At 66.3% G+C, this 18337-nt stretch carries 15 protein-coding genes; 9 read left to right on the forward strand and 6 right to left on the reverse strand.

The features are described 5' to 3' along the window. The 4 genes from ACFOD4_RS21635 to ACFOD4_RS21650 form a co-directional block, all read right to left on the reverse strand. On the reverse strand, positions 1–712 hold a 712-nt coding region (locus tag ACFOD4_RS21635), incomplete at its 3' end, for a hypothetical protein (protein WP_379599791.1). 13 nt (positions 713–725) lie between these two features. Then, positions 726–2081: an HlyD family type I secretion periplasmic adaptor subunit gene (locus tag ACFOD4_RS21640; RefSeq protein WP_379599792.1), complete on the reverse strand. Its 1356-nt coding sequence runs from the start codon at positions 2079–2081 to the stop codon at positions 726–728. Continuing rightward, a complete protein-coding gene (locus ACFOD4_RS21645) occupies positions 2078–4243 on the reverse strand; it encodes a peptidase domain-containing ABC transporter (RefSeq protein ID WP_379599793.1) in 2166 nt (721 codons plus the stop codon). Before ACFOD4_RS21645 ends, ACFOD4_RS21640 begins: the two co-directional genes overlap by 4 nt. Then, the gene (locus tag ACFOD4_RS21650) at positions 4240–5925 is read right to left on the reverse strand and encodes an ATP-binding cassette domain-containing protein (RefSeq protein WP_379599794.1); all 1686 of its coding nucleotides are present in this window, start codon (positions 5923–5925) and stop codon (positions 4240–4242) included. Before ACFOD4_RS21650 ends, ACFOD4_RS21645 begins: the two co-directional genes overlap by 4 nt. Positions 5926–6217: 292 nt before the next feature. Here ACFOD4_RS21650 and ACFOD4_RS21655 point away from each other — a divergent pair, with 292 nt between their 5' ends. From ACFOD4_RS21655 to ACFOD4_RS21680, 6 genes are all read left to right on the forward strand, one after another. Further along, positions 6218–7294: an ABC transporter ATP-binding protein gene (locus ACFOD4_RS21655; RefSeq protein ID WP_379599795.1), complete on the forward strand. Its 1077-nt coding sequence runs from the start codon at positions 6218–6220 to the stop codon at positions 7292–7294. Between the two features lie 47 nt (positions 7295–7341). Next, complete coding sequence (locus ACFOD4_RS21660) at positions 7342–8685, forward strand: ABC transporter substrate-binding protein (RefSeq protein WP_379599796.1); 1344 nt, start codon at positions 7342–7344, stop codon at positions 8683–8685. 57 nt (positions 8686–8742) lie between these two features. Then, positions 8743–9705 carry a carbohydrate ABC transporter permease gene (locus ACFOD4_RS21665; RefSeq protein ID WP_379599797.1) on the forward strand — a complete coding sequence of 321 codons (963 nt, stop codon included), beginning with the start codon at positions 8743–8745 and terminating at the stop codon, positions 9703–9705. Then, on the forward strand, positions 9698–10597 hold the full coding sequence (locus ACFOD4_RS21670; protein WP_379599798.1) for a carbohydrate ABC transporter permease: 900 nt from the start codon (positions 9698–9700) through the stop codon (positions 10595–10597). The genes ACFOD4_RS21665 and ACFOD4_RS21670 overlap by 8 nt, the downstream gene beginning before the upstream one ends. 42 nt (positions 10598–10639) lie before the next feature. Then, a complete protein-coding gene (locus ACFOD4_RS21675) occupies positions 10640–11623 on the forward strand; it encodes a tripartite tricarboxylate transporter substrate-binding protein (RefSeq protein ID WP_379599799.1) in 984 nt (327 codons plus the stop codon). Between the two features lie 329 nt (positions 11624–11952). Then, entirely contained in the window at positions 11953–12321 is a 369-nt protein-coding gene (locus ACFOD4_RS21680) for a hypothetical protein (protein WP_379599800.1), read from the forward strand. A gap of 45 nt (positions 12322–12366) precedes the next feature. On the opposite strand, the gene ACFOD4_RS21685 is transcribed toward ACFOD4_RS21680, so the two are convergent. Further along, complete coding sequence (locus ACFOD4_RS21685; protein WP_456316919.1) at positions 12367–13698, reverse strand: dicarboxylate/amino acid:cation symporter; 1332 nt, start codon at positions 13696–13698, stop codon at positions 12367–12369. A gap of 249 nt (positions 13699–13947) precedes the next feature. Between ACFOD4_RS21685 and ACFOD4_RS21690 the strand changes: the two genes are divergently transcribed. After that, positions 13948–15801 (forward strand): sensor histidine kinase, encoded by a 1854-nt coding sequence (locus ACFOD4_RS21690; protein WP_379599801.1) that lies wholly within the window; start codon positions 13948–13950, stop codon positions 15799–15801. After that, positions 15802–17139, forward strand: a complete 1338-nt coding sequence (locus ACFOD4_RS21695; RefSeq protein ID WP_379599802.1) for a sigma-54-dependent transcriptional regulator — start codon at positions 15802–15804, stop codon at positions 17137–17139. 31 nt (positions 17140–17170) lie between these two features. Here ACFOD4_RS21695 and ACFOD4_RS21700 read toward each other — a convergent pair whose 3' ends face one another. After that, positions 17171–17638, reverse strand: coding sequence for a CreA family protein (locus tag ACFOD4_RS21700; protein WP_379599803.1), 468 nt, complete (start codon positions 17636–17638; stop codon positions 17171–17173). Positions 17639–17744: 106 nt separating this feature from the next. On the opposite strand from ACFOD4_RS21700, the gene ACFOD4_RS21705 reads away from it, so the two are divergent. Then, positions 17745–18314 carry a phosphatase PAP2 family protein gene (locus ACFOD4_RS21705; RefSeq protein ID WP_379599804.1) on the forward strand — a complete coding sequence of 190 codons (570 nt, stop codon included), beginning with the start codon at positions 17745–17747 and terminating at the stop codon, positions 18312–18314. Positions 18315–18337 lie beyond the last annotated feature (23 nt).

Genomic DNA, 18337 nt, shown 5'->3' on the forward strand with positions numbered 1-18337 from the left:
TTGGCACAGGGAAGGAGTCGGATTGCTGGGGAACAGTTGTCGGAGGAAGTGGAGCCTCTTCCGGCACGGCAGCGGCCACTGTCTCCAGCGACTGGACCGGTGCTGCGGACGGCTCGCGCGACATCGGCGCCCTGAACGGTTCCGGCTGGCGCGGCAGAGCTGGCTCGGGAGATTGCTGTTCAACCGCCTCAGCATCGTCCTGAGCCGGAGCGCTTTCCTGCAGATCCTCGACGACTGAACCAGGAATCGGGGGCGAGGTGATCGCAGCCCGCTGGAACTCGGCCGGGAACAGATCTTTCGGTGCGGCCTCGGCGATGAAGGTGTTCTCCGTAACAGAAGACTCCTGTGCCGCCGAAGGCGGCCGGGCAGCGGGAGCAACCACGGCCATGCCGCCGCGCTCCCCTGTCATGCGAAGCGGCGGGATCTCCGCTCCAGGAGCTGTTTCCGGCACCGTTTCCAGTGGCCGCGCTGATTCCGCCGCAGGGTCATCCGAGGGAGCTTCCGCAGACAGCCCCTCCACGCCGCCGGCCTGCGCCATCCGCAGGGGCGCCAAGCCTCCTGCCGCCACGGTTCCACCGACCAGAGCACCTTGGGCGCCTTCCGCGCCCTGCACCAACATGCGCTGCACGGCGCGCAGGGCGCGCACCGCGTCCTCATCCACCACGCTGGACTCGAGCAAGGGATTCGACGTGTTGTTTTCAGCCTGTGCCATAGGACGTGGACCTTCAGCGCTCGTGGAACGATGCCGCAGTTGCCGAATAGATCGGCTTCAGCAGGTATTGCAGCACCGTCTTGGCACCGGTGGTGATGTCGGCTTGCACGGTCATGCCCGCCGCGAGCAGCGCCTGACGCGGATCATGGCCGACATGCTGCTGATCGAGAGCGATGCGGGCCCTGTAATGCGGCTGCTTCTGTTCATCGAGGAAAGTGCCGGCGGAAACGCGCTCCACGACTCCCGACAAGGTGCCGAAGCGGGCATAGTCGAAAGCCTGTATCTTGACCTGCACGGCCTGACCCACAGCAATGAAGCCGATGTCACGCGGCGCGAGCCTCACATCGGCCACGAGGGCTGCCGAGAGCGGCATGATCTCCGCCACCTGCCCACCAGGAGGCAGAACCGTTCCTGGCCGATGCACGGCAACGCCGCGCAGCACACCCTCCACCGGGGCCCTCAGCACAACACGATTGGCGCGGTCCTCAAGCCGGCCGACAGCTTCCGCCGTTTCGGCCGTCTCCAGCGCCACGCGCGCCGCTTCCTGCCGCGCCTCATCCACGGCTGAAGCATCCAGCTCCGTCACCCGCGCCTCGGCCTCCGCCAGGCTGCGATATCCGCCAGCCAGCTGGCCTCGAAGCCTGTCCCGCTCGGCGGCGGCGTTCATGACCGAGCGGCGCGCATCCAGCAGCGCGAGCCTCGTGGTCAACCCCTGCTGCGACAAGGCTTCCCGCGTTGCCAGTTCGCTTCGGTGCAGGGCAAGCTGCGCATCGAGTGCTGCAATCTGGCCAATCCAAGTTTCGAGGTCGTTGCGGCGCTGCGCCGCCTGCTCCAGCAAGACATCGCGCCGTGCCGACAGGGCCTGAAGCCGGGCCTCGAAAGCGGCGCGCTGTGACACGGCGAATCCGTTGGCAACCGCCGCCGGCATAGCGCTGCCACCCTCCGCAACGGCCCTCAAACGCTGCGCTTGGGCCTGCAGCGATTGCAGCCGCAGTCTGGCCTGGGCAAGGTCAGCCTGCAGCGCCGTGCCGTTCATGTGGAGCAGGGGCTGTCCGGCCTCAACAAACTGGCCTTCGGCAACCAGCACCTCCGTCACGATCCCGCCTTCGGCATGCTGAACCGGCGCCGGAGCAGTTGCAGGCACAATCTCCCCTAGCCCGATAGAGAGCTCGGGGATGCGGGTAGTGGCGGACCAGACGATACCGCCCACGACCAGCAGCGCCGCACCCAGGATCACCGCGCGTTCCAGCCCGTGAACGCGGACTTCCTCCAGAGCCAGCACGTGGCTGTCGGGCCGCGGCTGCCGGCTACCGCGCGGCAAGGGAGACGGAACCGGCAACGTTTCTCCGCCCGGCACGATGCCACTCATGGCGCGGATCCTTTGGACTGCAGGAGTTGCTGGGAGAAAACAGGTGTTCGCACACGGGCCGCATTCGGCGGCAGCTGCGACTCGACCTCCTCCACCTGGCCGTCACGCAAACGGAGGACGCGGTCCGCCAGGCGCATGTGGCTCGGCCGATGCGTCGCCATCAGAATGGTGCAGCGGCCACGGCGATGAGCAATAACGTCGGTGATGGCTGTGGAGCAGGCATCATCAAGACCGGCCACCGGCTCGTCGAGCAACAGGATCGGCGCGTCCCGTAACAACGCGCCAGCCAGAGCGATCCGCAGCAGAATGCTGCGCGGCAGACGGCCGCTGCGATTGTCCCCGACGCGCGTATCAAAGCCGCGCGGCAATGCCTCGATTGCTTCCAAAACGCCCGCCTCGGCGGCAGCGGCCTGCAACTCGGCATCGGAGGCCGTGGCATGGGCCAAGCGAAGATTCTGGGCGATGGTTCCATAGAGCAGTTCGGGGGATTGTGGCACCCATCCAATACTCCGTCGGAGCACGGCCGGATCGAAGGCCCGCACATCATGGCCGTCGATGCGCACCACGCCGCCCTGCGGCCGGTACAGCCCCGCCACCAGCTGCAACAAGCTGGATTTGCCCGCGCCCTCGGCGCCGATCACCGCGACCACCTCGCCAGGCTTGACGTCGAAGCTCGCGCCGGCGAGCACTGGCTCGGATTGCTGCAGGTAACGCAGTGTCACCCGGTGGAACAGGATGGCGCCCCGCTCAGGCGGAGCCATGCGGGCCTCCAATGGGCTCGGCCGCTCCGTTTCCAGCGCCATCATGCTGTCGACCTGACGGATCGAAGCCTGAGTCTGCTCCCAGCGCGACAGCATCAGGAACCCGGTCTGCATGGGCCCAAGCACGCGCCAGCTCAGCATCATGCCGGCGATCAGCGCCCCCGCGGTCATGGCCCCGGCGAACACCGACAACACGCCGGTGACAATGGCCGCGAGGCCCGACAGAGTCACCAGCGCCTGGCTGGCCACGAGCACAGATCCCGTCAGCGCACTCACCTCGGCCGAAGCCATGGCCGCCGCCGCCGAGGCGGACGCATAGCGCTCGATCCAGCGCTGCTCGGCACCTGTGAGCTTCAGCGTGCGAACCGCCTCCAAAGCCTCCACGGCAAGGGCATCTCGGGTCTGTGTGGCGCGGGCCCCTTGAGCAATGGCACGCCGCATCCGCGACCGCGTGGCCAGGAACAGGAGCACAAAACCCAAGGCCGTGCCCATGGGAACCAGGGCGATCCAGCCACCGAAGCCAATCATCAACGCGATGACCAGCAGGGTGAAAGGCAGGTCCAGCAAGGCGACCGCGAAGCTGCCGGTGAGAAACTCGCGGATGGCAGCGAAGTCGCGCAGGCGCGATACCTGGGAAGCGGTGCCGGCCCGCTCAACCAGCGCTGTCGGCAACGACATCAGCTGAGTGAAGACGGCGCAGGACACCAAACGGTCGAGCCGCTCCCCGATCCGCAGCAGCGCGCGCTGCCGGGTTGCGCGGAACACCGCCTCCAGCAGAACGGCACCCACCACGCCCATCACCAGCATGGTCAAGGTTCCTGGACTGCGGCCCGCGATCACCGTGTCGAAAACGGCCATGGTAAAGGCCGGCACGGACAGCCCCAGCAGCGCCATCAGGCCGCTGATGCCAAGCAGCGCCGGAAGGTCACCCTGGAACCGGCGCGCCACGCCGGAGAACCAGTTCTGCCGCCCACCTGCCTGCGGCTGGGGCACGTCGCTGAGCAACAACAGCGTGCCGCTCATGGTAGCCGGTGAGCCTGGTGTAACCAGGCCGGTCGCACCATCGAAGCAGAGCAGCTGGCCGTATTCATTGCAGTAGAGCACGCAGGCTGGGCCCTTAGGGCGCAGCAGGATGGCCGGCAGACGGCGGGTATCCAGTGCGTTCTGCCGCAACCTGCGCACCACTGTCGGATAACCGATGATGGACAGCGTGTTGCGCAGGTCCGTGACATCGATCCGAGGCTTGGCATGCGGCAGCGTAGCCAGCAGATCATCGGCGCCGCCCGACCAATCCAACAACCAAAGCATGGCCGACAGGCAGCGTGTCAGGTCGGAAGGGGCCAGAAGGTCCTCAGGCAGCGACAGCAACGCGCGCGGACGATCATCTGAGATCAGGCTCATGACATCGGCTCCAGCCGGCCATCGCGGATCGTCAGAACCCGGTCGGCGATCCCAAGAGTGGAGCGGCGATGGGTCACGATGACCACCGTCACATTGCCTCGAAGGCTGGACAGCAGGCGGGCGAGCCGCGCATCGCCATCGGCATCGATCTGGGTGGTGATGTCGTCCAGCAGCAGGATGCGCGGCTGCTCGATCAGGGCGCGCACAACGCCGATCCGCTGCGCGGCGCCGCGCGGCAGCGGGGTCGCGGCAATGCCCACGGGTGTGTGCCACCCTCCGGGCAGGGCACTCGCGACATGATCCAGCCCCAACTCGGCGCCGATCCGCAACGCTGCCGCCTCACGGTGTGGCTGGTGCAGCGTCAGGTTCTGCAGAAGGGTGCCGCGTACCAGCGCCGGATCGGGCGGTACCAGCGCGACATCGCGCCGTGCCGGCATGGCATCGACCCGTGCCAGATCCTGGTGGTCGATGAAGACCTCTCCTCGATCGGGCCGAACTTCGCCGGCGACAAGGCGCAGCAGCGTGGAGCGACCCGAGCCGTTGGCTCCCGTAATGCCGATGATTTCGCCAGGACGGGCCTCGAAGTTCAGATCATCGAAGAGCATGACCGACTGTCCTGCACTGCGCAGAGCCACGCCGTTCAGCCGGACGGAGCCAGCGCTCACTTCAAGCACGGGCAGATCCGGCCGGCGCTCCTGTGGCAGGGCATCGATCTCGGCCACGCGGCGGCGCGCCTCGGCCAGGGATTGCAGCCGCGACCACAGGGCGATCCCGCCCAGGAGGGGCTGCATGGTGCGACCGACCAGCATGGTGCAAGCACCCAGCCCGCCCACGCTGATCTGCCCGTTCAGCACCATGTGGCACCCGAAAGCCGCCACGGCGACGGTGGCAAGTTGCGACAGCAGCAACCCACCTTCCTGACCGGCCGAGGTTACCCGGCCAAGCGCGTGACGCATCTGCGCCGTGCCGTTCTGCAGCCTTTCATAGCGACGCTCGAGCAGCGGTTCGGCGCCCAGCAACTTCATGCCGTGGATGCCGTGCAGCGTGTCGAACAGAAAATTGAAACGTCTCTCCTCGGACAAGGCGAGGTCGTGCGCAGCACGGCGCACCCTGCGGCCGGTCAGCAGCGCCAGCGCTGCGACGCCTGCCAGCAGCGCCAGCGGCACCAGCACCAATGGGCCGGCCAGGTACCACATCCCCGCCAGGTAGAGCAGCGCGAAGGGCAGGTCGAGCATCGCCTGCAGCGCCGGGCCGGACCAGGCCTCCCGCAGCGTACCGATGGCGGAAAGCCGCTCCGCGTAATAGCCGTTTCCATGCGCTTCCAGCGCGGCCAGCGGCGCGTTCAGCAACCGCTGCATGGCAAGGCGGTGGGCCTCGGCCTCGGACGCCGCGGCCATCCGGGCGAGGATGCGGCCGCGCAGGTGGCGCAGAAATGCTTCCAGGAGCACGGACAGCGCCACGGCGGCTGCCAAAACCAGAAGGGTGCCCACGGCATGGTTGGGCAGGATGCGGTCATAGACCTGTAACAGTGCCACCGGCAGGGCCAGTGCCAGCACAGTGATCAGGAGCGTCGCTTCCAGCACCGGCAGCAGGAAGGCTGAGCCGAAGCGCCGCGCCACGCCCCGGAAGGGCCGCGTCAACCAGGGTTCCGAAAGGGTGGCCGCAGGTGCGATCTGATCCATGTCCTGTTCTCGCCCAGGCTGCGGGCTTCGGAAGCAGGATAGGAGACAGTCCTTATCAGCCGCTTAAACGGGAGCGCGGTGCAATGCCGCGCCGCCGGCGTATGGATCGTGCGTCATGGCGCGCATCGCACACGGTGATGAGTGTTGCGGAGTTCGCGCAGGAATGCCTAGGCTGTGCCATCGCGGCCGCAAGGCTGCCAAGGGCACTGCGTGAGACGGGGCCGGAACAGGGGGAATGTATATGCGGCGTGGCGCCTTGCTGTCATCGTGGCCGATGGGCCGTTGCTGAACCATGGCTGATGTCCGCATCCAGGAGGTGCGCAAGAACTTCGGCGACACCCCCATCCTGCACGGCGTCAGCGTCGACATCCCGGATGGCGAATTCGTGGTGCTGGTGGGGCCATCGGGCTGTGGCAAGTCTACCCTGCTGCGCATGATCGCCGGGCTGGAGAACATCTCCGGCGGCGAGGTGTCGATTGGCGGCCGGGTGGTCAACAACGTGCCCCCCAAGGACCGGGACATCGCGATGGTGTTCCAGAACTACGCCCTCTACCCGCACATGACGGTGCGCGACAACATGGCCTTCTCCATGCGCATCGCCAAGGCGCCGGCTGACGTGGTGGAGGCCGAGGTTGCCCGTGCCGCCCGCATCCTGGGGCTAAGCGCCCTGCTTGACCGTTATCCGCGGCAGCTTTCGGGCGGGCAGCGCCAGCGCGTGGCCATGGGACGGGCCATCGTCCGCAACCCGCAGGTCTTCCTGTTCGACGAGCCCTTGTCGAACCTCGATGCCAAGCTGCGGGTCCAGGTGCGCGCCGAGATCAAGGAGCTGCACCAACGGCTGAAAACCACGACGATCTATGTGACGCACGACCAGATCGAGGCCATGACCATGGCCGACCGGATCGTGGTCATGCAGGGCGGTCACGTGGAGCAGGTAGGCGCCCCGCTGGAGCTCTACGACAAGCCTGCGAATGTGTTCGTAGCCGGCTTCATCGGATCACCGGCCATGAACCTGTTGCCTGGCCGGATCCACAACGGCGCCTTCCACGCCACGCCCGCCGAGGGCCACGCCGACGGCATCGCCTGGCCGCTGCCGCCCGCCAACGGGATCACCGAGGGACAGCAGGTCACCTACGGGTTCCGTCCGGAGCATCTTCGCCTGGACGACGGCGGCATTCCGGCCGAAATCCACCTGATCGAACCCACCGGGTCGGAAACCCAGGTCACGGCGGAAATTGGCGGCATGCAGATCACCGGCGCCTTCCGGGAGCGCATTGCCGCCCGGGTGGGTGAAACCATCCGGATCCTGCCCGATGCATCGGTGGCCCACCTCTTCGATGCCGGAACCGGTCGCCGCATCAGTGCCTGACCTTTGAACGAAGGGCGCGAAAAGCGCCGTGCATGGGAGGAACGATGATGAAGAAGATGACACGGCGCGATGCGCTGGTTCTGGGCGCGGGTGCGGTGGGCGCCGGCGGGCTGACGGCGGCGGGTTTCGGGCGCGGCGCCCGGGCCGCCGCTATCCCCACGGCGAACGTCTCGCCCCCCGCGGCAAAGATCGAGAACGGCGCTTCGCTGCGCGTGCTGCGGCCGACAAAGTTCGTCGATGCGGACGAAACGATCTTCCGCGCCAACACACAGAAATTCACGGCCGAAACAGGCGTTCAGGTGCGCGTCGATTTTGCCGGCTGGGAGGATCTGCGCCCGCAGACAGCCGTTGCAGCGCAAACGGGGGCGGGGCCCGACGTTGTTGTCGCCTGGGCCGATGATCCACACATCTATGCCGACAAGGTGCTCGACCTCAGCGAACTCGCCGGCTACCTCGGCCAGAAGTATGGTGGGTGGCTCGCCCTGCCGCAGCGCTTCGGCAAGAAGTGGGGCACGGAGCAGTGGATCGCCCTCCCCATGGGCGGCTCCGGTGGGCCTTGCGTCTACCGCCAGTCCTGGATCAAGGAAGCGGGTTTCGACACTGTTCCATCCGACCATGCCGGCTTTCTCAAGCTCTGTCAGCAGTTGAAGGCCGCCGGCCATCCTGCGGGTTTCGCCCTGGGCAATGCGGTGGGCGACGGCAATGCGTTCTGCAACTGGCTGCTGTGGTCGCATGGCGGCATGGTGGTGGACGAGGCCGGCAAGGTCGCCATCAACAGCCCCGAAACCATCGCCTCCCTGCGTTACGCGCGTGAATTGTACCAGACCTTTATTCCTGGCACCCTGTCCTGGGGCGATGTGAACAACAACCGCGCCTTCGCGGCGGGCGAGATCGGGCTGACGCAGAATGGCGTCTCCATGTACTTCTCGCTGAAGAACGATCCGCGCACCGCGCCCGTCGCGCAAGACACGGGCATGGCCCGCATGCCGCTCGGTCCGGGCGGCAAGATGGCGGAGAACGTGCTCCTGCTGAACGGCATGATCTTCAAGCACACGCGCTATCCGAACGCGGCCAAGGAGTACATTCGCTTCATGATGGAAGCGGAGCAGTACGACACCTGGATGACAGGCTGCGGCGGCTACTGGTCGCATCCCCTCGCCGCCTATGCGCAGAGCGAGGTTTGGAAAAGCGATCCCAAGATCGCCGTGTACCGGGACACCAACACGGTGGAGTTCTGGTCGGGCTACAAGGGTCCGATCAGCGCCGCATCGGGTTCTGTCGCGGCGGATTATGTGGTGGTGCAGATGTATGCCGCCGCAGCATCGGGGCAGTCCACGCCTGAAGAGGCCGTGCGCGAGGCCGAGCGCCGCGCTCGCCGCTACTACCGCTGAGAACAGCCGCGCCATGGGGCACAAGGCCCTGTGGCGCGAAGGGAGATGCGCACGCCGATGTCGGTCACTGCCGATCGCAGCGCGAACTGGAAGAGGCCGCAGACCGCGCCCTCGACCCTGTCGCGCCTGCTGAATTCCAAGCCTTTCCTGATCGTGGCATGCCTGACGCCGGCCATTGGCCTGCTGCTGGTGTTCCTGACCTATCCGCTGGGCCTCGGTGTCTGGCTGGCCTTCACCGACACCCATGTCGGCCGCGGCGGCATCTTCATCGGGCTCGAGAATTTCGAGTCCCTCTGGTACGACCGCGTCTTCTGGGGATCGGTGTTCTACACTGTCTTCTACACCACAGTGGCAACGGTTCTGAAATTCGGGCTCGGCCTGTGGCTGGCCCTGCTGCTGAACGAGGACGTGCCCTTCAAGTCTCTGGTGCGCGCCATCATCCTGTTGCCCTGGATCGTGCCTACCGTGCTGTCCGCCATTGCCTTCTGGTGGATGTATGACGCGCAGTTCTCGATCATCTCCTACATCCTGGTGGATGTGCTCGGCTGGCGGGACACTTATATCGACTTCCTGGGCACGCCCTGGCACGCGCGCTGGTCATTGATCGCCGCCAATGTCTGGCGCGGGATCCCCTTCGTCGCCATCAGCCTGCTGGCCGGGCTGCAAACCATTCCGCCCTCGCTCTACGAGGCCGCACTGCTCGACGGCGCCTCGGCCTGGCAGCGCTTCACGCGTATCACCGCGCCGCTGCTCATGCCCATCCTGGCGGTGGTTCTGACCTTCTCGGTGCTGTTCACCTTCACCGACTTCCAGCTGGTTTACGCCATCACCCGTGGCGGGCCCATCAACTCCACGCACCTGATGGCGACGCTGGCCTTCCAGCGCGGCATCCCGGGCGGGCAACTCGGCGAGGGCGCGGCCATCGCCGTCTCGATGATCCCCTTCCTCGTGCTGGCCACTATCTTCAGCTACTTCGCGCTGGCGCGGCGCAAGTGGCAGCAGGGAGGCGACGATGAGTGATCAGGCCATCAAGAGCCGCAAGACCAAGGCCACGCCTGCTGTGGAGCGTCTGTCCTGGCAATCCGGTCGCCGACGCGTCGTCACGCTCTACGTGCCGCTCCTCTGCTTCATCTTCGTGCTGCTCTTCCCGTTCTACTGGATGACCGTCACGACCTTCAAACCGAATGCCGAACTGTACAACTACCAGCAGTTCAACCCCTTCTGGGTGGCAAAGCCGACGCTTGCCAACATCCAGAAGCTGTTGTTTGAAACCAGCTACCCGTCGTGGCTCTGGAACACCATGCTGGTGGCCGTATGCTCCACCATCCTGTCGCTGGTGGCTTCGGTGCTGGCGGCGTACGCCATCCAAAGGCTGCGCTTCCGCGGCTCCACCTATGTCGGGCTGGCGATCTACATCGCCTACTTGGTGCCGCCATCCATTCTGTTCATTCCACTGGCGACCATGGTGTTCCAGCTCGGATTGTTCGACAGCCCGATGGCGCTGATCCTGACCTATCCCACCTTTCTCGTGCCCTTTTGCACATGGCTGCTGATCGGTTACTTCAAATCGATCCCCTACGAGTTGGAGGAATGCGCCCTGATCGACGGCGCATCGCGCCTGCAGATCCTGTGGAAGATCACCCTGCCGCTGGCGGTGCCCGGGCTGATCAGCGCCGGGATCTTCTCCTTCACCTTGTCTTGGAACGAGTTCATCTATGCCCTTGCCTTCATCAGCAGCAGCGAGAACAAGACCGTTCCTGTCGCCATCCTGACGGAGCTCGTGCAGGGCGACGTGTACCAGTGGGGGGCGCTGATGGCAGGCTCCCTGCTCGGCTCGCTGCCGGTGGCCATCTTCTATTCCTTTTTCGTCGACTACTACGTCTCCTCGCTTACCGGCGCGGTGAAGGAGTGATGCCGCGCGGGTGAAGAGGTCCTTCCAAACGGGAGAACACGCATGATCCGCCGCCGCATCCTTCTGACTTCCGGCGCCTCGCTGCTCGCGGCGCCGGCCCTGGCGCAGCGAAACGCCGGCGGGCTGCCGGATCGCCCCATCACCATCACCGTGCCCTTCGCCGCCGGCGGCCCCACCGATGTGGTCACCCGCCTCGTCGCGGAGGGCATGGCCAAGGATCTGGGACAGGCGGTGGTGGTGGAGAACGTCACCGGCGCAGGCGGCACCATCGCCGCCGCTCGTGTGGCTCAGGCCCGTCCGGACGGCACCACCCTGCTGATGCACCATATCGGCCATGCCAGCACAGCCACCCTTTACCGCAAGCTGTCCTACGACGTGCAGGAAAGCTTCGCGCCACTTGGCCTTGCCTCCGACGCGGCCATGACGCTGGTCGCGCGGCCGGACTTCCCGGCGACAGATCTGGCTGGGTACATGGCCGAGATCCGCGACAAGGGCGACAAGCTCACCCTGGCCCATGCCGGGCTCGGTGGCGCGAATCAGCTTTGCGGCATGCTGTTGCAACGGGCCGCCGGACGGGCTCTGACCACGGTGGTGTTCCGGGGCAGCGCACCCGCCATCACCGAGATGGTGGCTGGCCGAATCGATGTGTTCTGCGATCAAGCCACCAACACCGCCCCCTTCATCAAGGAGAACCGCATCCGTGCCTATGCGGTGACCCTGCCGCAGCGCGTGCCAGGATTGGATCACCTGCCCACCACCGCCGAGGCCGGGGAGCCCAGCATCCTGATGAGCACCTGGCATGGGCTTTACGCCCCGGCCAGCACGCCTGAAGAGGTGCAGCAGCGCCTCGCAGCCGCGCTGAGGGCCGCTCTCCAGGAAAAGCGGCTGCTGGATCGCTTCTCCGAGCTGGTGACGCAGCCGGCGGCGCAGGACCGGGCGACACCGGAATATCATCGGCGTTATCTGGCTGAGGAAGTCGCGCGCTGGCGACCCATCATCCAGGATGCCGGCGTTTATGCCGACTGAAGCCAAAAAAAAGGCGATGCCGAAGCATCGCCGAGTTTAGGGAGGAAACGTCCAAGAAAGACAACATGGTGGCGAACCATCCATGCTGCGATGCACAAGTAGGAGCCCCGCCTGGTTTATGCAAGGGGTATGTCGCAGTGCAAAAATTCGCCTGACGGGGTTGCGGATCCCGGGCGTGAAAGGTTCCCTGCGTCGACACCGATCCGGGAGACCGCATGTCCTTTTCAGCCCGTCATGCCATATTCTGGCCGGTGCTGGCTGCCATATTGGCAGGTTGCTCAAATGAGGGCGCTCGCGTAGCGGCTGCCGGTCGGCAGAGCATCATCGGCATGAATGCCGACGACTTGCAGGCTTGCGCCGGGATCCCGACCCGGACCAAGACCCTGTCGGATGGTACCGAGCTTTTCACCTACGAACAACGCAACACCAACATCGGGGGGCTGGACGTGGCCCTGCCGATGGTCGGCGGCTTCAGCTTGGCAGGTAGCGGATCCTATTGCACGGGGCTGGTTCGGATCTGGGAAGGCCAGGTGATCGGCGTAGCCTTCACCGGCGACAATGACGACGCCCTGGGGCAGGAAGGGGTCTGCGCCCCGATCGTGCGGGGCTGCCTGCGTTATCCGACGCCGGCCCGGCCACCCGCTCCGCTTCCCATCACTCTGCCGGCGCAGCCGGGAACTTCTTCACCGCCACGATGAGAAAAGAGCGGCAACCCTTCGGCGCCGCCCTTTTCATCACGGGCTTTACTCCGCCGGCTGAACGACCGTGTCGACCAGCGGCACCATGTCACCGCGCATGGCGGCATCCAGCTTGTCGCGGTCCAGCTCGCCCTCCCACCGGGCGACGACGATGGTGGCCACCGCATTGCCGACCAGATTAGTCAGCGCCCGGCACTCGGACATGAAGCGGTCGATGCCAAGGATCAGCGCCATGCCAGCGACCGGCACCGCCGGCACCACGGAGAGCGTCGCCGCCAGGGTGATAAAGCCCGCACCGGTGATGCCGGCGGCACCCTTGGAGGACAGCATGGCCACCAGCAGCAGCAGCACCTGGTCCCACAGGCTCAGCTCGATGCCGCAAGCCTGGGCGATGAACAGCGCCGCCATGGTCATGTAGATGTTGGTGCCGTCCAGGTTGAAGCTGTAGCCGGTGGGCACCACCAGTCCGACCACGGACTTTTTGCAGCCAGCGCGCTCCATCTTCTCCATCAGCGTAGGCAGGGCAGCTTCCGAGGACGAGGTGCCGAGCACCAGCAGCAGCTCTTCCTTGATGTAGCGGATCAGGCCGAAGATGGAGAACCCGTTGTACCGGGCGACAGCACCTAAGATCACGATCACGAACAGCAGCGACGTCAGGTAGAAGGTGCCGATCAGCATCGCCAAGGAAGCGATGGAGCCGATGCCGTAGCGGCCGATGGTGAAGGCCATGGCGCCGAAGGCGCCGATCGGGGCGGCGCGCATCAGAATGGCGACCAGCTTGAACATTCCGGCCGAGGCGGAATGGAGCACACGCATCAGCGGATCCGCGCGCTCGCCCACCGCAGCCAGTGCGATGCCCAGCAGCACCGAGAAGAACAGCACCTGCAGGATGTCGCCCGAGGCGAAGGCGCTGACCGGCGAGGTGGGGATGATGTTCATCAGGAAGCCGGTAATGGTCGACTCATGCGCCTTGGCCGCGTAGCCGGAGACCGCGCTGGCGTCGAGCGTCGCCGGGTCGATGTTCAGCCCGGCGCCCGGCCGGATGATGTTGCCGGTGATCAGGCCGACGATCAGCGCCAAGGTGGAAAAGGTAAGGAAGTAGAGCATGGCCTTGCCGGCCACACGACCGACCTTGCCAAGATCCCGCACTCCAGCAATGCCGGTGACAACAGTAAGGAAAATGACCGGCGCGATCACCATCTTCACGAGCTTGATGAAGGCATCGCCCAGAGGCTTCATGTCGGCCCCGGTCTGTGGCCAAAAATGGCCCAGCAGGATGCCGGCGGTGATGGCGATCAGCACCTGGACATAAAGGTGATGATAAAATTTCTTCGGCGCTGCCGGCGCGGATGCGGCAACGGGATCCATGTAGGCCATGGTGCTTCCTCCACTGGGTCCGGCAGCCGCAAGGAGGCGCCGGTGAACTGGTCACAGCCGCCGGCGCAATTTACGGCGGCGATGGCATCCAGATTGGCAAGGGACGTGCCAGAAGTGGGGAACGCAGTTCTGCGGAGCTAAGTCTTTGGTCTTATATAAGTTTGCGATGCAGCAAATCTTGGAATGTTGGCGTCCTTGTGCGGAATCCCACACAACCGGAACCAATGCTGTGTGGATCGCCGCCCAACCATGATCCGCCGTGCGGTGCCCTGGCTGCTGGCTGTTGCGGCTCTGCTGGCGCTCGACCGTGTCGCTGACCGTATCGGGACGCGCTTGGCGCTGGGAGAGTTGGAGACCACCTCCCGCGCCGCCGCCATGCTGCGCGTTGCCGTGTTGCGGTCTGAGATCGACAAGCAGCGCAGCTTGCCCATGGTTCTGGCGCAGGATCCGGACCTGCACCGGGCGCTGGAAACCGCCGAGCCGGAACGCCTGCGTGCACTGGACACCAAGCTGGAGCACTTGGCATCCGCCACCCGCACGGGGGTGATCTACGCCCTCGACCGCAACGGACTGACGGTGGCTGCCAGCAACTGGCGCGAAACGACAAGCTTCGTGAACAATGACTATGCATTCAGGCCCTATTTCCGCGATGCCGTGGCCGAGGGCTCGGCGGAGCACTTCGCCCTGGGCAGCGTCAGCAACCGTCCCGGACTCTACATGAGCCAGCGCCTCGACGGTGCAGGCGGCGTCCTGGGCGTCATCGTCATCAAGGCCGAGTTCGCCGAAGTGGAACAGGGTTGGGCCCGGCTGCCCGAGCCGGTGTTGACCACCAATCCTGCTGGCATCGTCACGGTCACCAGCGTGCCGGATTGGCATTTCCGCGCCACGCGGCCGCTGCCTGAGGCAGAGCGTGACGCCATCCGGACCAGCCTGCAGTTCGGCGACGCGGCCCTGGCCGATCTGGAGTTGCAGCCGCTGGGCGAAGACCGGCTGCTACGAATCGCCGGCGTGCCGCCGCCTCTGTCGGGGCCGTTCCTTCCGGTGGCCGAGGCGGTGCCCGGGATCGACTGGGAGCTGACCTTGCTGGCGCCCACTCGCGGAGCTCTGGAGCCCGCGCGCGCTACAGCCAGGCTGGCGGCGCTGCTGGGGGGGTCTGGGTTGCTCGGCGTGATCGGCGTGGCGCTCCGCCGCCGTCGCCGCGCACGGGAAGAACGGGCGCGCGAACAGGTCTTGCGCCAGGAGCTGGAAGCGCGTGTCGGCGTACGCACAGCTGAACTGCGCGCCGCCAATGAGAGCCTGCGCGAGGAGGCCGAGGTTCGCCAACGCGCCGAGGCCACGCTGCACCGCATGCGTGACGAGCTGGGCCAGGCGAACCGCCTCGCTATTCTCGGACAGATCACCGCCAGCGTGGCGCACGAGATCAATCAGCCGGTCGCGGCCATCCGCACCTTTGCCGACAATGCCAGCCTGCTGGCGGAGCGGGGCGATGTTGCGGCGGCCCGGCGGGGCCTCGCCACCATTGCCGGGTTGACTGAACGGATCGGCAGCATCACTGGCGAGCTGCGCGGCTTCGCCCGCAAGGCTACCGCTGGCGAAGGCCCGGTCGGGCTGCGGAGCGCGGTGGATGGCGCTCTGCTGCTGCTGGGCCACCGGCTGCGGCAACAGGGCGTCGCGGTTGAGGTGGGGATCCCCGACGATCCCCTGGTGCGGGCGGAGCGGGTACGGCTGGAGCAGGTGCTGGTCAACCTGATCGGCAACGCCATCGAGGCTTTGCAGGATCGCCCGGATGGCCGCATCGTCCTGGCCGCCTCCCCTTTGCAAGGCCGGTGGCGTCTCAGCGTCACCGATAACGGCCCCGGCCTTTCCCCGGCCATACGGGCCGCCCTGTTCATGCCGTTCACCACCACCAAGCCCGCCGGGCTTGGCCTCGGGCTGGTGATCTCGCGCGAGATCCTGGAGGGCTTCGGTGGTTCCCTGGAGGCTCCGGAGATGGATCGGGGCGCCAGCTTCGTGCTGGAGCTGGCGGCCGCGTCATCTCCTGGCGGCCGGGATGCCACCGCCCTATTGCCATGCCCGGACAGATCGCAGGGACACAGGCCGTAAATGGACGTGCTTTTCGTCGATGACGACGCGGTGCTGCGGGAGGCCAACCTCCAGAGCTTCTCGCTGGCGGGGCTCGAGGCCATGGCGGTGCCCTCCGCCGCGCGGGCGCTGGAGGTGGCCGATGCCGAATTCCCCGGCGCGGTGGTCACCGACCTGCGCATGCCGGGGATGGACGGAATGGCCCTGTTCCGCCGGCTGCGGGAGATCGACCCAGACCTTCCGGTAATCCTGATCACCGGCCATGGCGATATCCCGATGGCTGTCGCCGCCATCCAGGAAGGCGCCTACGACTTCCTGCCCAAGCCCTATCCGGCCGAGACGTTGCTCTCGACCCTTCGCCACGCTCTGGAGAAGCGGCGGCTGGTGCTGGAGAATCGCCGCCTGGCCCGCGCAGTGGCCGAGGCCGGTGGCGATACCACCCTGCTCGGCACCACCCCGGCCATGGAGCGGCTGCGCCAGACACTGAAGCAGATCGCCGACACCGGGGTGGATGTGTTGATCGAGGGAGAGACCGGCACCGGCAAGGATGTGGTGGCCTCGGCCCTGCACCGCTGGAGCAACCGCGCCCACCGTCCCTTTGTCGCGCTGAACTGCGGCGCGCTGCCCGAGACGGTGATCGAAAGCGAGCTGTTCGGCCATGAGGCCGGTGCCTTCACCGGTGCGCAGAAGCGCCGTGTCGGGCGGATCGAGCATGCCGATGGCGGCACGCTGTTTCTGGACGAGATCGAGGCCATGTCGCCTGCCGTGCAGGTGAAGTTGCTGCGGGTGCTGGAAAGCCGCGAGATCGCACCCCTGGGTACGAACGAGGTACGCCGCCTCGACCTGCGCGTGGTCGCGGCCACCAAGCTGCCCCTCATCGAGTTGGTGAAACGAGGCACCTTCCGCGAGGATCTATACTACCGTCTGCACGTGGTCACGCTGCATATTCCGCCGCTGCGGGAACGCCGGGGCGATGTGCCGCTGCTCTTCGCGCATTTCCTGGAGCGTGCGGCCCGGCGCTTTGGCCGCCCTGTGCCGGATGCCGGGGAGGCGGTGCGGAACCATCTCGCCACCCATGCCTGGCCCGGCAATGTGCGCGAGTTGACCCACTATGCCGAGCGCGTGGCACTGGGCCTCGCCGATGGCGCTGCCCCCACGTCGCCGGCGGCCGGCGCCGCTGACGCACCGCTGCCGGAGCGGGTGGAATCCTATGAGGCCGCGCTGATCACCGAGGCGCTGTCCGCCCATGATGGCGATGTTCGAAGCGTGCTGGAGGTGCTGCGGATTCCGCGCAAGACCTTCTACGACAAGCTGCGGCGCCACGGCATCGACCCGCAGCATTTCCGTCCGTCGCGCTGAGGCCTTGGCACAAGGTGGCCGGGCGGCAAGCCTAAGGAGCGTTGACCGGAACCGCCGTCACGCTGTTGAAGGGCGATCCGTCCACCACCTTGGTGCTGACGATCAGGTAGATCAGCACCTGCTTCTCGGCATCCAGGATGCGCGTCACGGTCAAGGCCTTGAACAACGGCGAGGTGGACTGACGGAACACCGATTCGCGTTGCGGCAGTTCCGGCGGCAGGGTCACCTTGCCAGTTGCACGGCAGGCAATGCTGAAGCGCGAAGGGTCCTCAGCCAGCCCCACCCAGCCAGACAGTCCACCCGTATCGGCACGGCTGACATAGCACGAGACGTTCTCCACCCGCGGGTCGTCGTAGCGCTCCACCACCACCTTGTCGTTGGGCCCGATCACGCGGAAGGTGGTGCTGACTTCGCCAACACGCTGCTGTGCCGCCGCAGGTCCTCCAAGCAGCAGCATGGCCAGAACACCTGCCCCGCAGCGTCGCGCCATTCCGCGCATGGTTCGTCCGTCCTTGTTCATCTCGCCTGATTGTCAGGCTTGCGGGTCACGGCCGCAAGCCAGCGTGATGGGCAACCCGGCCAAGTCCCGGCTAAGGTGCGGCGCGATGGAGTTCCTTACCGATTTCGCCGATCAGGCGGTGATCCTGCCCGCCTTTGTCGCGCTCACCCTTACCCTGCTGTCCATGCAATGGCGGCATGGTGTTCTGCCCTGGACCCTGGCTGTCGCTGGCACACTGGGTTTCGTCTTCCTGGCCAAGGTGACGACCTACGCCTTTCCCGGCCTGATCGGAGCGGTGGACGGCCCGTGGGCGCTCCATAGCCCCAGTGGCCATGTCGCTTCCGCCGCCATCCTGTATGGCGGGCTGGCCGTGCTGCTGCTCAAGCAGCGGCCTGTGGCCCTGGCCCTTGCCATGGGCATCGCCATCGTCATGGCGGGAACCAGGCTGGCGCTGCAGGTCCACACTGTTGCCGATGTCGTGGCCGGCGCGGCACTGGGCCTGGTAGGCGTCGCGGCGCTGGCAACCCTGGCGCCCCGGCAGCCCGACCGGTTGCCGCGCATCGTCCTGCCGGCGGTGCTGTTCACCGTGGTCGTCCTGATGCATGGGCAGCGCCTCACCGCGGAACCGACCATTGCGCGAATCGCCTGGCGGTTGAGCCGCTTGCTGGAAAGCTGAGCCATCGCATTTCCGTGCTTTGA

It is taken from the genome of Teichococcus globiformis (genome assembly GCF_042646265.1).
Taxonomy (GTDB): Bacteria; Pseudomonadota; Alphaproteobacteria; order Acetobacterales; family Acetobacteraceae; genus Pseudoroseomonas; species Pseudoroseomonas globiformis.

What these genes read in the sequence shown, in the direction of transcription:
- ACFOD4_RS21640 (WP_379599792.1), bottom strand. Translation starts at nt 2,081, where the DNA reads ATGAGTGGCATCGTGCCGGGCGGAGAAACGTTGCCGGTTCCGTCTCCC.
- ACFOD4_RS21645 (WP_379599793.1), bottom strand. Translation starts at nt 4,243, where the DNA reads ATGAGCCTGATCTCAGATGATCGTCCGCGCGCGTTGCTGTCGCTGCCT.
- ACFOD4_RS21650 (WP_379599794.1), bottom strand. Translation starts at nt 5,925, where the DNA reads ATGGATCAGATCGCACCTGCGGCCACCCTTTCGGAACCCTGGTTGACG.
- ACFOD4_RS21655 (WP_379599795.1), top strand. Translation starts at nt 6,218, where the DNA reads ATGGCTGATGTCCGCATCCAGGAGGTGCGCAAGAACTTCGGCGACACC.
- ACFOD4_RS21660 (WP_379599796.1), top strand. Translation starts at nt 7,342, where the DNA reads ATGAAGAAGATGACACGGCGCGATGCGCTGGTTCTGGGCGCGGGTGCG.
- ACFOD4_RS21665 (WP_379599797.1), top strand. Translation starts at nt 8,743, where the DNA reads ATGTCGGTCACTGCCGATCGCAGCGCGAACTGGAAGAGGCCGCAGACC.
- ACFOD4_RS21670 (WP_379599798.1), top strand. Translation starts at nt 9,698, where the DNA reads ATGAGTGATCAGGCCATCAAGAGCCGCAAGACCAAGGCCACGCCTGCT.
- ACFOD4_RS21675 (WP_379599799.1), top strand. Translation starts at nt 10,640, where the DNA reads ATGATCCGCCGCCGCATCCTTCTGACTTCCGGCGCCTCGCTGCTCGCG.
- ACFOD4_RS21680 (WP_379599800.1), top strand. Translation starts at nt 11,953, where the DNA reads ATGAATGCCGACGACTTGCAGGCTTGCGCCGGGATCCCGACCCGGACC.
- ACFOD4_RS21685 (WP_456316919.1), bottom strand. Translation starts at nt 13,698, where the DNA reads ATGGCCTACATGGATCCCGTTGCCGCATCCGCGCCGGCAGCGCCGAAG.
- ACFOD4_RS21690 (WP_379599801.1), top strand. Translation starts at nt 13,948, where the DNA reads ATGATCCGCCGTGCGGTGCCCTGGCTGCTGGCTGTTGCGGCTCTGCTG.
- ACFOD4_RS21695 (WP_379599802.1), top strand. Translation starts at nt 15,802, where the DNA reads ATGGACGTGCTTTTCGTCGATGACGACGCGGTGCTGCGGGAGGCCAAC.
- ACFOD4_RS21700 (WP_379599803.1), bottom strand. Translation starts at nt 17,638, where the DNA reads ATGCGCGGAATGGCGCGACGCTGCGGGGCAGGTGTTCTGGCCATGCTG.
- ACFOD4_RS21705 (WP_379599804.1), top strand. Translation starts at nt 17,745, where the DNA reads ATGGAGTTCCTTACCGATTTCGCCGATCAGGCGGTGATCCTGCCCGCC.